The following is a 13,170-nucleotide window of genomic DNA, read 5'->3' as shown; positions in this document are numbered from 1 at the left end:
ACCATCTGCCTGGCCCGCCGCCGCGTGAACGTCCTCTACGCACTCATTCGTGACAACCGGACCTGGGAACCCGACGCGCATCAAATCGCCTCTGCAGCGGCTTGACAACGTCATTGAGAGTCCTTTCGTGGTGCCGGGCTCGCGGGTTGGGCCGTGGTCGCCGTGGCCGGTGAATTGGTAGGTGACTTCGGGGCCGTGGCTGTTGGTGCGGTCGATTCGATACCAGGACCGCATTGGCCGGCCGAGGCCGAGTCCGATGAGGTCGGGGAATTCTTCGGCGGTGATTTTCTCGGCGCATTCGGTTGCGCCGTCGTGGATTCCGCCTCCTCGGAAGTGGCGGTGTCCCTTGCAGTTCGGGTTGCCTTTGGGGCAGTTGGGGGTTGGGAATGTGGCCATCAGCGCCGGCCTCTCCGGCGGGGTTCGGCGAACACTCCGTGGACCGGGTCCAGGTCGTACTTGGTGAAGTCGAATTCTGGGCGCTCCGGAAGCGGGTGCGCGGGTGCGTTGAATTCGTCCCAGTGTTGTCGGATCAGCGCTTCGGACGGGCTGGCATACCTGAAGAATGGATGTGGGCTGTGCGGGAATTGCAGTGGCGGCCGCTGCATTTCGTAGTGCCAGTTGTGCGGACCCGGCGTCCAGGTGAGATCGTGGAATGCGGCTGGCTGGGTGGGGTCTTTGCACCATCCGCGCTGGGGCGGAGTTTGTTGGTACCAGTCGCCGACAGAGAGATTCCACGACGGCCACACCTGGAGGAATGCCTGTCCGGTTGCGGCGAGCGCTGCGGCGACCTGTTCCATCTGTGCGCGGAATCGGGCTATCGCGTCCGTGTCGATGCTGGCGATGATGCGGACGAATACCTCGCGGTGTGGCCGGAGGCCCCAGGGGTCCTGCATCGGACCGATGAAGGTGGAACCCTCGCACATCACGGCGGAGTACCCCCATCGGTTGATGGGTAGGCCGTGCCAATCTCGGCCGCAGTGTGGGCATTCGGGGTATTCGGGGTCGCCGTAGTCCCATCCGTTTTCGGGTTCGCCGGCGGCGAGTTGTTCGTCGATGAGTTCGTCGATGCGGTCGATGACGTCGGTCATGAGATGAGTTCCACCCGTATGGATTGCAGGATTTCGAAGCTCTGGGCCTTGAGCTCTTCGAGTCGGACCTGTGGCGCCATGAAGGCGAGGACGTCGCGGCTGATGAACCAGCGAACGCGGCCGGAGGGTGAGACGAGGTCCCAGCCGAGGAGGTAGACGGTCTTGCCGTCCACGATGATTCGGCTGCGGCGTGCGATCCATTTGCGCCGGGCCGGGAGGTTCGGCGGCGTCGGCGGTACGGGTGGCCATCGCTTGTAGGCGATGGTGAGGGACACGTCGTCGAGGAATGCGGCGTAGGCGCGGCCGGCAGAACCTTGTCCCGATCTGCATATCGGGCACATGCAGATCCACGACAGGGTCCAGGGTGAGCTGTCGAATGGTGGATTGGTCACAGGGACAGCCCTTCTTCATAGAAGACGTAAACGCCTGTCCGCGTGGTTAACCCGGCCCTGGAGGGGTGTGGGTCGTGAATGATCTCGCCGGTCGTGGCGTCGACGAGCACTGCGTGCTGGACGTTGCGTGGGGAGCGGCCGAGGAGGATGGCGAAGCGCAGGTGAATGTCGGCGGGCAGAACACCAGGGGCAGTTCGCCTTCCTGTTCTAGCCATTGCTGTGTGGCTTCGACGTAGTCGGTGTCGTGGTCGCGCACGAAGTGCGGCACGTCGGCGATGGGCAGGGATAGTGCGTTGGCGATGCAGGCGCGCCAGCAGTCGCCGACGATGCCGGCTTCGGGGTTGCTGAGGAATTCCTGGTCTGCGAAGTTGTGGATGGTCATGCGCATTCTCCGGCGTGGATGAGTTTGCATGGCTCGCAGTACTTTTCGTTGCGACCTGCGGGTTCGATGATGGTGTCGGTGACGGTGGAGCGCGAGGACGGCGTGACGCGGTCCGCTGGCTTGGATTCGGTTTTCTTGCTGCCCTTGCGTTTTGGCTTTTCGTATCGTGGTTCGCGTTTCCATGCCCAGGCGTCTTGGTCCTGTTGGCGAAGTGTGGTGGCGTCCTTGTCGGAGGCGATTTTTCGGTCTTCGGGGGTGGCGTGGCCGGCCATCCGTGGGGTGAGTGCTCCGAGAATGAGTTTTACAGCTTCGGACTGGTTGATGACTTTGTCTGTCGCGAGGTCGTGGATGAGGTCTGTGATGCCGTCGAGGCGTGCATAGGCTTCTGCGAGTAGCCATTTCATGGTGGTGCGTGTGCGTTCTTCGTCGGTCACGAGGCCGGCGAGGAATCGGTATTCGCGTTCGGTCCATGACGATGGGCCTTTGGGTGTGCACTGGTCGTTTTCGCACGTCGAGAACGACTTTCCGGCTTCGCGGGTGATGGCCGCGCCGCAGTTCGGGCAGGGCATGGTGAGCCGGAATCGGAGTTTGGTCTGTCCGAGGTGTTGGCGGATGAGGTGGTGGGTTCGGGTGAGGCGCAGTAGTACGTCGAGGCCGGAGAGGTGCATCTCTTGGCGAGCCTGGCCGCGTGGCGCCCAGCCGCAGCATTCGTCGCAGGCGCCGGCCGCGGCGAAGGCGGCCTGCAGGCTGTTCGTGGCGTCGACGATTTCGGCATGGATGCGGGTATCGCGGGCGAGCTCGAGTGTGCGGCTGGCGGCGGCGACCTGTTCGGCGTGTGGGGCGCAGCGGCGTGGTTGGGCCCAGATCGTGACCTCCTCGGTGGGGAGGGTGGCGAGGAGTTCGATGTGGGGTTCGACGATGGCGAGGTAGGCGGCGAGGCGCTGGTGTTCGGGCGGGCGGCTGAGTTCGTGCTGGCGGTCGGCCAGGGACCCGGCCTGCGGCGGTCTGTGCGCCCCGTCGAGACGCAAACTGGGCAGTTTCCGTCCTCCGTCCGGCAGATCGGTGTTGAGGGCGTCTGAGACGCGATCAGCGGCGAATCGGGCCCACTCGACGATCTCGGTCATGAGCCGGTCGCTGGTGGAGTCGATCAGCACCACTGGTGAGGGCGTGGAGTGCACGGGTGCGCCGTCGCGGGCGCGGTGCTCGCCGAGGGTGGCGCGGAGCATCGCGTAGTCGCGTGGGAGGCGGTGGATGTCGCCGCGGTGGCCGTCGGTGCAGCCGTCGCAGAGCGCGTCGGGCTGTTCGGTGTAGGCGGGCCGGCGGGCGCCGTTCTCGATGACGGCGGCCCGGCACGCGGTGTTGGCGATGCAGGTGTGGGTCATCGGGTGGTGCCTTTCTTGGCGGCGATTTGGGCGAGTACTTCGTGGCATTTGGCCATGCCGCGGGTGTTGGTTTCGGTGTGGTCGATGTGGTCGCAGACCTGGTTGCCGCGGTAGCCCTCGTTGTTGCAGAGCGGGCAGTTGGCGATGCGGGATGCGTTGCGGCGCTTCTCGGCCTGCTCCGTCACGGTGCGCTGGTGCTGGCGGGCGGCGTTGGCTTGGTCGTTGGTCATCGGGGCATGGACAGCGCGCGTCTCGCCCAGGCGCTCGCGCTGGCGTTGCGCAGCTTCGCGCGCGGCGGCGGTGTCGCGGGCCCGGCGGTGCGAGTCGAAGTCCAGGACCGGGTCGTCGTCCTCGCCGTATCGGTCAGGCATCTGGCACCGCCTGGAGGCCGCGCGTAGCGGCGGCGGCCGGCGCCGGATTCACCTCTGCGATGGGGAGAATCTTGCTACCCCCCTGCGCGCGATTCTGAACGTGAGATCTGCTGGCAAGGTGAGTCCGTCTCCGTAAGTCCGTCCGTCCGTACGTACGTGGGAGTCCTTGGCCGGACTCCGTTTTCGCATCCGATTCGGATATCCGGTTCGGACTCCGATTCGGATATCCGGCTAGGTGGTCTTCCAGCATCCGCAGTCCTTCCCATGCCACCGAACGCAATTCGCTTTCTTCGAGGCGAGTTCGGCCCTTGACCTGCGGTCGCGGGTCTCATCATTGGATGGTTGGAACTCCATCCAGCCGTTGATCTCCCACCCGCCAGAGGGCACGGCATGCCAGAGACCGACCCTCATCAGCTCGGTCGCGTCAGCTTTGGTCGCGTGGATGAACGGCAGGCATGTCGGCGGCAGGTAGCCGTCGGTTCCGTGGGCTCCCGAGTAGCCCAGTGAGCACACGTAGGCCAGTGCAGCGCGGTGTTTCTTGCCCTCAACCAGCTGCAAAACCTTCGGATTCGAAGCGAATTGGCTGTCCAATCTGACCCATGGCAAGCCCACGTCACGTACCTCTTTCGTTGTTGGAAGCGTCTTCGGGGCAGTCGGGACGGTGGCCCTGCTCCCCTGGTGCCCAGCCGCATTCGGTGCAGCGGCCCATCGCGCGCAGCTGGGCGGGGGTAAACAGCTCGGTCATGCGCGGGTCGCTCACGATGCCTTCCTCAGCGCGCGGAGCTCGCGCTCGGTGAGGCCGCCCCAGACGCCGAACTGCTCGCAGAAGTCGAGTGCGTGGCGCAGGCATTCGGCGCGCACCGGGCAGCCGCGGCAGACCCGCTTCGCCTCCTTGGTGCTGGCCGCGTTGTTCGTGAGCGGGAACCAGACGTCAGGGTCGAGGCCTCGGCACGCCGCATACCGGCGCCAGTGCTCGCCCCGCATGGATGCTCGGCTGGGTTGTGCGACAACGGCCCTCACCCGGCGGCCTTGCGCTCGTGGTGGCGGATGCGCTGTTGTTCCTTGGCGCGCTCGTGCGCTTCGATGCACTCGTCGCAGGCCGGTTCGTTGGCCTTGATGTGCCGCCAGTAGGCGTTCTCGTGGCCGTGGGTCAGCGGCCGGCCGTTGCCCTTGCCGGGCTTGGGGCCGCTCGGCTTGGGCTTGTCGGCGTCCCGGAGTGTGGCGGCGTGCTTGTTCCAGGCGGCGCGGCGGTTGCGGCGCGCCAGGACCACCTCGAGCGTGTTCACCGTTCGGCCTCCGCCGCGGCGGCCCGCAGCAGCTGGGACACGGCATGACGCACATTGCTGCCGCCGACGTAGCTATCTGGATTGTGCTCGAACCGATCTGCCACCTGACGGAAGAACATCGCGTCGGTGTCGTGCGGGCCCTTGTGCGCGACAGTGGGCAGCTTGATTACGGCGTAGCCCGGCACCGACATCGCGGCCTCGGCCATTCGGCGCCACGCGTCGCGCTCCCGCTCGGTCAGTGTCGCCCAAGGGAACAGCTTCCCTGCGGACGTGGATTCGCAGATGGCTTGGGCGAAGGCGTCGCGGGTCTCGGTGCTCATCGGTTCTCCTCCCGCGCAAGTAGTTCCTTGGCGACCGCGTGTCCGCACGGTCCGTCGAAGAAGCCGTGTGCTTGGCAGTCGCCGTGGTGGTCGAACTGGCAGTCGTCGGGGTCGACGAGTGTCGCGAGCGCGGCGCGCAGCTGCCCGACCTCGTCGGCCTGCGCACTGGCGGGTGGGCGATGAATCGGGGTTCTCCCGTGCAGGCGGTCGCTGTCGTCTGCTGCCTTGGTGAGCAGAGCGGCCAGTCCGCGCGCCGGATCAGGTTCCAGCGTTCCTCGCGACAGGACCTGGTAGTCGCCGTTGGGTTCGGTCTTGCGACCTTCGAGGTAAACGAGGTCGTCCTGTGTGCCTACCTTCCAACCGAATTCGCTCATCGGGCACCCGCCAGTGCGTCGATGCGGTCGGGTCGGTATCCGCCCCAGGTCTGCTCGTCGCCGTCGACGGATGCGCAGACGACGGGGGCCTGGGTGATGCCGAGTTCGGCGAGCGCTTCGGCGTATTCGCCGTCGAGGATCTGAGCTTCGTGGAATTCGATGCCCAGCTTCTTCAGCCGGCGTTTGGTCGCGTCGCAGGCTGGGCACGCGGGCTTGGTGTAGACGGTTACCACCAGTGCATTCATGCTGTGGTCCCTTCGTAGTAGTCGAGTTCTGTTGCAGCGCCGGACAACTGCAGTACGTCGGCCAGCCGTCCATCGAAGACGTAGATGGGCATGTGGCTCGGGAGGCTCCACAGCGCGCCAGGACCGTTGCGAAATGAGTCCTGCCAGACAGTCGGCGGCGCGGGCCGGCAGTCGGGGCAGTCGTCGATCGCGCCGGGGTGCGCTGCCGGAAAGTGCTCAGCATCGAAGTGAAACGGCGGCCCAGCCATCAGTCGCCTTCGTTCGTGAAGTGCTGTCGGCTGCAGTTCGGGTCGTCGCAGTCGTGGCGGAAGTCCTGGCGGTGGTTGAACGACACGTCGTCGCCGCCGTCGTAGCACGAATACCGGTGGCCCGGGTCATCGTCGGTGCAGTGCGCGTCACCGGGGCCGGGGTCGCCGCATGTGTGCGGGCGGATTCTGCTCACCGGATTCTCCACGCGGTTCGGTGGTGTCGGCGTCGGTTGCGCCAGGCGACAAGGGATTCCGCGGTCATGACCGGGACTCGGCGAAGGTTCGGCAGTGGGTCCAGTGATCGGACTTGTGGCCCGATGGGAGTAGGCAAGTCCCACATTCGAATCGAACGCCGGGCTTGATCATGTTGGCGCCGTGCCACTTGTTGTCACAGGCTGCGCCGCAGACCGCCGCGTCCTCATCGAGGAACGATGCGGTCAGATCATCGCGATCGAACTGGAGCTGGCAGTCGTCGCAGGAGAAGGTGTCGCCGTCGTAGTCGGTGTCGGCGCCACATGCACCGCACACCGGGTACTGAAGCTCCGCATCGGGAAGCGCTGTCCCCGGCTCGTTCATCGGTTGCCGCCATGGATGGCGTCGTATTGGGCCATGACCCTCCGGACGTCGCCCATCGCGGTGTGCCGGTCGTACTCGTCGGGGTCGACGCCGATGGCGCGGGAGAGGTCGTTGGAGTTCCAGGGCAACGGTAGGAGCTCGTCGACCGACTTGTGGCCGAATACCGCGAACGGGGACATCAGCTCCGACACGGCACGCAGGTATCCGACGATTTGGTTCTCGATCTCGATGAGGTGGTAGTTCCAGACCTCGCCGATTCCCTTGGGGCGGAACAGTTGGTGGGCGATCCGTTCGGTGTCGAAGTTGGTGACGGCGCCGACGAGGTGCGGGCGGCCGGTGAGGAAGTTCTTCAGCACGCCGGCCGCGTCGGAGCGGGTCAGCGAGTTGTCGGTGCGGTACCGGGCGCGGTAATCGTCCTTGAACCGATCAGGGAACTTGGGGTTGCTCATCCACGGCTCGGGTTCGTGGTCGATGAAGATGTGCAGCGGGGTCTCGCTGCCGTCGGCGTGGCGGCGGATCGCGGCGAGTTCCCATATCGGGGAATCGATTTCGGTTCCGAGGGTTTCGGTGTCGAGGAAGACGATGTCGCTCATTGGGCGTTGTCCTGTCTGTCGGTTTCGATGTAGCGCCACTCGATTCGGGTGACGAGGCTGTCCGGTAGGCAGCCCTTGTGTGATGCGCAGAAGAACTCGATGAACGTGGCCGGCGACCAGTCGGGGAAGCCTTCGCGCGCGACTTCGGGCGGGGTGATGAGCCAGAGCGGTTCTCTCCGGACCGACACGATTTCGACGTCGACGATGCGGACCAGAGGCTCGCCCTTCTTGCGGCCCATCACCTTTCGACACAGGGTGAGCCGGTCGCCGTCTTTCAGGTTCAGCCAGCCCATGCGTCGGGTGACGGTCTTCGTGCGGGCGACCACCGCGGCCTCAGTGAGCGATACGGACATCAGGCGCGGCATCAGCTGGCCGCCTCGTCCAGGTCGAACAGCGACGGCATTTCCCGGTGCCGTTCCTCCGCCTGCAGGTACTTGACCGCATCGAGGAAGTAGCCCGGGTTCAGCTCGACGCCGCGCCCGCGGCGGCCATGCTTGAGGGCACGCAGCGGTACCGTGCCGAGTCCGCCGAACGGGTCGAAGACGAGGTCGCCGTCGTTGGAGTAGCGGACGATGAGCCGGTCGACGATGTCGAACTGCAGTGGGCAGATGTGCATCTGGACGTTGCGGCGCTTCTGCTCACCGTTGAGGGTGATCATTCGGTTGACGTCGTGCCACACGTCGGGCGCCCAGGAGCCGGGCGCGAGGGACATGAAGGTGGCGGGTAGCGCGCCGCGGCCGTCGAGTACTTCGCCGATCCTGATGTGCGACTCGTAGTCGTAGGTGTCCTGCAATGTGTACTGGGTGAACAGATTTGACAGCTGGTCGGGCTGCAGTTGGGTCAACTCATCCGGGGTGAGCATCCGCTCGCCGGACGACCGCCAGAATGCGTGCGCGTCGACCTGCCAGCGGGCCCGGCTGTAGTCGGCTTTGTCCTTGGAGACCGGGACGTCGGCGTAGCCGCGCGATCGGTCGGTCTGCGGCTTGTGGAACAGCAGAATGTATTCCGGTGAGCCGACGCCCATCTTGGTGGCGTCCTTGCACTGCTCGGACCAGCCGAGGCGGTAGGTCTGGTTGTTCTCGCGGACGACGTCGGTGACGACGGTGATCATGCCGAGGTAGTCGAATCCGTGCTTGCGGCCGTGGAACAGAGCTTCGGCGTGGAACGGTGAGACGGTCGGCACGCCGGCGCCGGTGACGTTTCCGAACAGGATGCGGTCCTTGACGTGGCACGCGTAGATGCGCCCGGGCCGCAGCACGCGCAGCAGTTCTGGGGTCAGGTAGTCCATCTGTGCCCAGAAGTGGTCGTTGTCGTCGGTGCAGCCCATGTCGTTGTAGCTGGGGGTGTACTCGTAGTGGTTCGAGAACGGGATGCTGGTGACGATCAGGTCGACCGAATCCGTTTCCATGGACTGTGTTTCGGGCACGCAGTCGTTGTTGGCGAACAGCCACGAGCCATCGCCGGATGATGCTTCGATGCGGTCGATACCGATGGACCGCTGCAGTGCCTCGGAGATTGCGTCGGCGTCCAGGCCGAACTCGTGGATGACGTTGGTCATGGTTCCTACCAATTCGTTGTGCTGGGACCACTTCTCTCTGATGACGCGCACGACTTCGCGTTCGGTCTCGGAGTGGATGAGATGCGCTGTGCAAGGCTCGGTTTGGCCGAACCGCTGTACCCGGTGCAGGGACTGCACGAGATCGTTGAACTTGAACGTGATGCCGATATAGGCGCAGACGTGCGCCTGCTGCAGGTTCATGCCCTGGCCGAGCATCACCGGCTTGCCGATCAGCGCGTACGTGTCTCGGTTCTTCCACTCCGACAGGCGCCGTTCCACCTCATCGGGGTCGAGTGACCCGTGCACTGACGAGAAGCTGATACCCGCTGCGCCCAGTGCCTTTTCGATCTCGCGCTGCTCGTCGTTGAGGTCGCACCAGATGACCAGCTGCCCGTCGCCGGCCGCGGCATGGTCGGTGACGATGGACATGAGCTTGTCGAGCCGGGCCGGCAGGGAGCGCCGCTTCTCGCTGGCGGCAGTGGACAGTCCGAGCGAGACCCCGCGCACCAACTGGCCCTGGCCATCGCGGTCGTAGTCGAAGTCCTCGGCCGGCGGGTCGACCTCATGCCACTGCACGTCCAGCGGCGGCAAGTCGTAGCCGGTCGCATCGTGGCCAAGATCGGCCGGCGACTGCAGGAACGCGGCCCAGGTGTTGAGCCACAACCAGAACTCCCGCTCGCGGTGCGGGTACAGAGTGAGGTTGTTGGCCTTCGTGGAGTCCCGCTGGAACCAACGAGTGAGCGCGGCGCCGGTGTCCATGATGCCGAGGTAGCCGGCGTAGTGGATCAGTTCCTTGTACCGGTTCGGAGATGGTGTCGCCGTTGCCACGAAGCGGTACGGCACCGATTCGAACAGTTCCAGGAACGACTGGTAGGTCTTGGAGCCGAACGACCGCAGCACCGATGCCTCATCGAGGCTGACGGCCGTGAACCAGTCGACGTCGACCTTGCCGTCGCGCACCGACTCGTAGTTGGTCAGGTAGATGTCGGCGTACATGTCCGGCTTGTTGAGCTCGAGCGTGGATCGGATGAACCGAACGGTGATGCCAAGCTTCTTGGCATCGTTCATGAACTCCAGCCGCACGCCGAGTGGGCAGACGATCAGCGCCCGAACGCCGGGCATGTTCGGCGAGCTCGAGCTGTGCGGCGGGTACCCCTCATGCGTGGCGTGCGCACGAAGGGTCAGCCGCAGAATCTCAAGCTGGATCACCGTCTTGCCCAGACCGAACGCGGCGAACACAGCGCGCCGGCCGCCGGCGACCGCCCACCGCACCAGATCGCGCTGATGCGGCTTCAACATCGGGTGAATGTCACCGTCAGCGATCTTGTGGCCGAACGACCGGTCCAGCTTGGCCTTGGCCGCGACGAAATGGCTGTAGGCGAGCTTGTAGCCGCGGCACCGGCACGCGACGCAATGACCGTCGACGGCGTCATGGGCGAGCTTGTTGTGGTCGCAATGGTGGCAGGGGTTGATGATGGGCCCGGTTCTCATGCGGCGCTGCCTCGTTCGCGCTTGTTGCGCTCGCCGCGGGCGAGTGACGCCAACTCGGCGCTGACGGGGAGGTCGTACCGCTGCAGTTGGCGGAGAAGGGTGTCGAACTTCATCCCCAACTTGCGGGCGATGTCGACGTCGGAAATGCCCAATTCGTGGCGCATTTCGTCATATCGGTCGAGGAACGAAACCTTCTCGCGGTCGACGGGCGCCGGCTGGGCGCCCGGGTCGTCGATGGTGTCCTCGTCCCACGCCATGGGCACGGGCCAGCGGTTGGCTGCGCCGCGCCGGCGGGACCGTGCGGACGTGCCCGGTGTGGTCTGCAGTGCGTCGAACATCGTCGCGACGTTGCGGGCAGTGACGGCCAGGACGTCGCCATCGCGAACGACGATCTTGCTCAGCGTGCTGTCGGTGATGCCGAGGCGGGCCGCGAGGTCGGATTGCGTGTACCCGTATGCGATCAGGGCCTGGAGCCGGCGGCGCGTGCCAGTCGCATCGATCGGCTGATGGTCAGCCGCGACCTCGTGCACGGCGGCCGGCGGCTGCAACGCCAGCAGCTTCTCCGCGTTCTCGACCATCGTCTTCGTGCTGCCGCGAAGGATCTTGTTGATCGACTTCCGGTTGACACCAGCTGCCGACTCCAGCGCGCGGATCGTCAGGCCAGCGGCGAGCAGCATCGTGATGTGGGCGCGGACCGGGCCGGCCGGGGTGTGCCGAGATTCGAAGCGGCCGTAGGCGGTTTGTCGGCTATGCCAGGCCATGTAGCAGGCGTGGCACATGCCGCGGCTCCGCTTCCCGTCCTTCGGCTTCTGACAGCGGGTGCAGGTGAACGTCATCAGACGCCCCACTTGTCGAGGGTCGCGATCGTCTTGCAGGGCACCACGACGTCGCATTCGCCGCACCGTTCGATGCCTGGCGGCAACACAGGCTTGTGTAGCTCCCTCAGTTTCGCTGCGTACCGGAGGGCTCGGCGGAGGCGTGCCGAGTAGGTGTCCTTGGTGATGCCGAGGCCGGCGGCGATCTCCGCCAGGGAAGCCTGGGGGTTGTCGTGTCGGGCCTTCAGCGCGTGCCAGTGGATGAACGCGGCGTCGTGGTCACGGTTGTTGGTGGGCTCGTGGCAGTTGATGACGTCGAGTGCGACACACGCCTCCGCCACGGTGCGCTCGGCCGCCGTTCTGGTGCGGGCCTGATTGGCCTTCTCGAAGTTCGGGAAATTCATCGGGGATCCTTGGGGATGAAAACTGGTCTGCGGGTGTCGGTTCGGGGCGGCCTCGTCCAGCGCACGATCGGCAGTTCGCCGGCGTAGATGACGCGGCCGCAGTGGCAGAACGTGCCCGGCCAGAGGGGGTTGAAGCAGCCGGCCGGGTGTCCGTCGTCCTGGCACCGCGCCCGGGTCTCGATGTCGGGCCCGGACGCGGGGCGCAGGGTGCGCAGCTCGAGCACCGCGGTCACGGGACCAACTCGGGTGCCGCCAGGGTGGCTCCGGTCAGGTTCCCCGCCTTGTCGCGGCAGCCGCGATACGCATGGGTGACGTTCTCGCCGGTGATGTGCCACCACTGCGAGATCGACTCCATCCAGAAGATGTCGACACCGCAGTGGCGGCAGAACTGCGCAGCCACGGTCAGCGGCCGATATTCGCGGCGTAGACCTTGGCGCCGATCTGCTCGGCGACCTGGCCGGTGACGACGTTCCAGGCGTCGCGCACGAGGTGCTCGTACGGCTGCGGGAACAGGCCCATTCGCATCTGGCCGCCGCTGATGAGCAGCCGCAGCCAGCACTTCACCGTGACCAGCGGGTAGTCCTCGAACGGCCGCGCCGCGAAGGTGATGTCTTTCGGAACCTCGAGCTCGCCGGATGACGTGGTGGACTTGCCCCGGACCGTGACCTCTTCGCTGTAGGTGAGGTTCAGGCTTCCGGTGCTGCGGTTGATCCGCGACTCGAACGATCCCTTCGAGCTGCCGCGAATGTTGTTGACGAGTTCCACCAGATCGGCGGCCGGGTGGCTGGTGATGAGGTGGCCGGCGGACTCGATGAGGTCGGCGAACTTTTCCTGGCTGTGGTATTCGCCGTCGGCAGCCTTGAAGAGGGTGTCCCAGTCGGGGTCCTTGATGAAGCGCAGGACCAGGCGGTCGTGGCGGCGGGTGTAGTCCCGCACTGCGCTGGGGTCGAGTTCGTCGTAGACCGCGGTGAATTCGCCGCGCTGGCGGTTACCCCAGACGGTCGAGACGCCTTCGATCAGCTTGCGGCGCTCGAGCTCGGCTGCGAACGAATCCTTGTCGGTGACAACGCGCTCCGGAACGGTTCTGGGCGGGAAGGCGTCCGGCGCTTCCTTGCGGATATCGATGACGCGCTGCTCGAGGTTGTGCGCGCTGTTCGCGGTCGCCAGGAACAGGGGGCCGTCGGCGCCAGTCTCGTCGATCAGTTCGACGGTGTGGTTCGGCAGTTCGATGGTGTTGTCGGGCATGGATTCGCTTTCAGTTCAGAGGGTTTGGTTGGGGGTGGTCAGCGGTTGCCGTAGAACATGCCGGCGTTGTCGCGCGAAAGGGTGCCGTCGCCGTCGGCGAAGAAGATGGTTCCGGCGGGGTCCTTGGCGGGGCTGCACGTGACGTCGGGGATGAGGGACACTGCGCCGGATTCGAGCGGCTCGACCTTGATCTTCAGGGTCACCGAGCCGCCCTTCTTCTCGGTCGCCAGCGCGGCGTCGACGACCTCGTGTAGCGCCTTGGTCAACTCGACTTGCGTTCTGCCCTTGTTCAATTGGGTGAGCACGACCAGGAATTCGGTGACATCACCGGGCTGCAGCTCGGTGCCGGTTTCCGGCTGGGCTTCGGATTCAGACATAGGTGTTGCCTTTCGGGTTGTGG

At 65.5% G+C, this 13,170-nt stretch carries 23 protein-coding genes; all 23 read right to left on the bottom strand.

Annotation, left to right across the window (positions count from 1 at the left end):
* Nucleotides 1–395 precede the first annotated feature (395 nt).
* The gene (locus TL10_RS06505; RefSeq protein WP_043984974.1) at nt 396–1,088 is read right to left on the bottom strand and encodes a hypothetical protein; all 693 of its coding nucleotides are present in this window, start codon (nt 1,086–1,088) and stop codon (nt 396–398) included.
* Entirely contained in the window at nt 1,085–1,480 is a 396-nt protein-coding gene (locus tag TL10_RS06500; protein WP_131630692.1) for a hypothetical protein, read from the bottom strand. Before TL10_RS06500 ends, TL10_RS06505 begins: the two co-directional genes overlap by 4 nt.
* A gap of 46 nt (nt 1,481–1,526) precedes the next feature.
* Complete coding sequence (locus TL10_RS06495; protein ID WP_131630691.1) at nt 1,527–1,862, bottom strand: hypothetical protein; 336 nt, start codon at nt 1,860–1,862, stop codon at nt 1,527–1,529.
* A complete protein-coding gene (locus tag TL10_RS06490; protein WP_043984971.1) occupies nt 1,859–3,244 on the bottom strand; it encodes a hypothetical protein in 1,386 nt (461 codons plus the stop codon). Before TL10_RS06490 ends, TL10_RS06495 begins: the two co-directional genes overlap by 4 nt.
* Nucleotides 3,241–3,615 (bottom strand): hypothetical protein, encoded by a 375-nt coding sequence (locus TL10_RS06485; RefSeq protein ID WP_043984970.1) that lies wholly within the window; start codon nt 3,613–3,615, stop codon nt 3,241–3,243. The genes TL10_RS06490 and TL10_RS06485 overlap by 4 nt, the downstream gene beginning before the upstream one ends.
* Before the next feature lie 231 nt (nt 3,616–3,846).
* Nucleotides 3,847–4,173, bottom strand: coding sequence for a hypothetical protein (locus tag TL10_RS06480; RefSeq protein ID WP_234711379.1), 327 nt, complete (start codon nt 4,171–4,173; stop codon nt 3,847–3,849).
* A 198-nt stretch (nt 4,174–4,371) separates the two neighbouring features.
* Nucleotides 4,372–4,635: a WhiB family transcriptional regulator gene (locus TL10_RS06475; RefSeq protein WP_423136058.1), complete on the bottom strand. Its 264-nt coding sequence runs from the start codon at nt 4,633–4,635 to the stop codon at nt 4,372–4,374.
* Complete coding sequence (locus tag TL10_RS06470; RefSeq protein WP_043984967.1) at nt 4,632–4,901, bottom strand: B-box zinc finger protein; 270 nt, start codon at nt 4,899–4,901, stop codon at nt 4,632–4,634. Before TL10_RS06470 ends, TL10_RS06475 begins: the two co-directional genes overlap by 4 nt.
* Nucleotides 4,898–5,221: a hypothetical protein gene (locus TL10_RS06465; protein ID WP_052506321.1), complete on the bottom strand. Its 324-nt coding sequence runs from the start codon at nt 5,219–5,221 to the stop codon at nt 4,898–4,900. The genes TL10_RS06470 and TL10_RS06465 overlap by 4 nt, the downstream gene beginning before the upstream one ends.
* Nucleotides 5,218–5,595, bottom strand: a complete 378-nt coding sequence (locus tag TL10_RS06460) for a hypothetical protein (protein ID WP_043984966.1) — start codon at nt 5,593–5,595, stop codon at nt 5,218–5,220. Before TL10_RS06460 ends, TL10_RS06465 begins: the two co-directional genes overlap by 4 nt.
* Nucleotides 5,592–5,831 carry a glutaredoxin family protein gene (locus tag TL10_RS06455; RefSeq protein ID WP_043985006.1) on the bottom strand — a complete coding sequence of 80 codons (240 nt, stop codon included), beginning with the start codon at nt 5,829–5,831 and terminating at the stop codon, nt 5,592–5,594. Before TL10_RS06455 ends, TL10_RS06460 begins: the two co-directional genes overlap by 4 nt.
* A gap of 5 nt (nt 5,832–5,836) precedes the next feature.
* A complete protein-coding gene (locus TL10_RS06450; RefSeq protein ID WP_043984965.1) occupies nt 5,837–6,088 on the bottom strand; it encodes a hypothetical protein in 252 nt (83 codons plus the stop codon).
* On the bottom strand, nt 6,088–6,282 hold the full coding sequence (locus TL10_RS06445; RefSeq protein WP_131630689.1) for a hypothetical protein: 195 nt from the start codon (nt 6,280–6,282) through the stop codon (nt 6,088–6,090). The genes TL10_RS06450 and TL10_RS06445 overlap by 1 nt, the downstream gene beginning before the upstream one ends.
* A gap of 64 nt (nt 6,283–6,346) precedes the next feature.
* Nucleotides 6,347–6,664 carry a hypothetical protein gene (locus tag TL10_RS06440; RefSeq protein ID WP_043984963.1) on the bottom strand — a complete coding sequence of 106 codons (318 nt, stop codon included), beginning with the start codon at nt 6,662–6,664 and terminating at the stop codon, nt 6,347–6,349.
* Entirely contained in the window at nt 6,661–7,257 is a 597-nt protein-coding gene (locus TL10_RS06435; protein WP_043984962.1) for a hypothetical protein, read from the bottom strand. The genes TL10_RS06440 and TL10_RS06435 overlap by 4 nt, the downstream gene beginning before the upstream one ends.
* Nucleotides 7,254–7,622, bottom strand: a complete 369-nt coding sequence (locus TL10_RS06430; RefSeq protein WP_043984961.1) for an ASCH domain-containing protein — start codon at nt 7,620–7,622, stop codon at nt 7,254–7,256. Before TL10_RS06430 ends, TL10_RS06435 begins: the two co-directional genes overlap by 4 nt.
* Complete coding sequence (locus TL10_RS06425; protein ID WP_082067861.1) at nt 7,622–10,306, bottom strand: DNA methyltransferase; 2,685 nt, start codon at nt 10,304–10,306, stop codon at nt 7,622–7,624. Before TL10_RS06425 ends, TL10_RS06430 begins: the two co-directional genes overlap by 1 nt.
* A complete protein-coding gene (locus TL10_RS06420; protein ID WP_157850355.1) occupies nt 10,303–11,154 on the bottom strand; it encodes a helix-turn-helix domain-containing protein in 852 nt (283 codons plus the stop codon). Before TL10_RS06420 ends, TL10_RS06425 begins: the two co-directional genes overlap by 4 nt.
* Complete coding sequence (locus tag TL10_RS06415; protein ID WP_043984959.1) at nt 11,142–11,525, bottom strand: helix-turn-helix domain-containing protein; 384 nt, start codon at nt 11,523–11,525, stop codon at nt 11,142–11,144. The genes TL10_RS06420 and TL10_RS06415 overlap by 13 nt, the downstream gene beginning before the upstream one ends.
* Complete coding sequence (locus tag TL10_RS06410; protein WP_043984958.1) at nt 11,522–11,758, bottom strand: hypothetical protein; 237 nt, start codon at nt 11,756–11,758, stop codon at nt 11,522–11,524. Before TL10_RS06410 ends, TL10_RS06415 begins: the two co-directional genes overlap by 4 nt.
* Nucleotides 11,755–11,925: a hypothetical protein gene (locus TL10_RS31185; RefSeq protein ID WP_157850354.1), complete on the bottom strand. Its 171-nt coding sequence runs from the start codon at nt 11,923–11,925 to the stop codon at nt 11,755–11,757. Before TL10_RS31185 ends, TL10_RS06410 begins: the two co-directional genes overlap by 4 nt.
* A 2-nt stretch (nt 11,926–11,927) precedes the next feature.
* Nucleotides 11,928–12,770: a DUF2303 family protein gene (locus tag TL10_RS06405; protein ID WP_043984957.1), complete on the bottom strand. Its 843-nt coding sequence runs from the start codon at nt 12,768–12,770 to the stop codon at nt 11,928–11,930.
* 38 nt (nt 12,771–12,808) lie between these two features.
* Entirely contained in the window at nt 12,809–13,147 is a 339-nt protein-coding gene (locus tag TL10_RS06400; RefSeq protein WP_043984956.1) for a YfdP family phage-associated protein, read from the bottom strand.
* Nucleotides 13,148–13,170: the final 23 nt, after the last annotated feature.

The organism is Mycolicibacterium llatzerense (genome assembly GCF_000878195.1).
Lineage (GTDB): Bacteria > Actinomycetota > Actinomycetes > Mycobacteriales > Mycobacteriaceae > Mycobacterium > Mycobacterium llatzerense.
The sequence above is the reverse complement of the archived record's forward strand: the minus strand, read 5'-3'. Positions and strand labels throughout refer to the sequence as shown.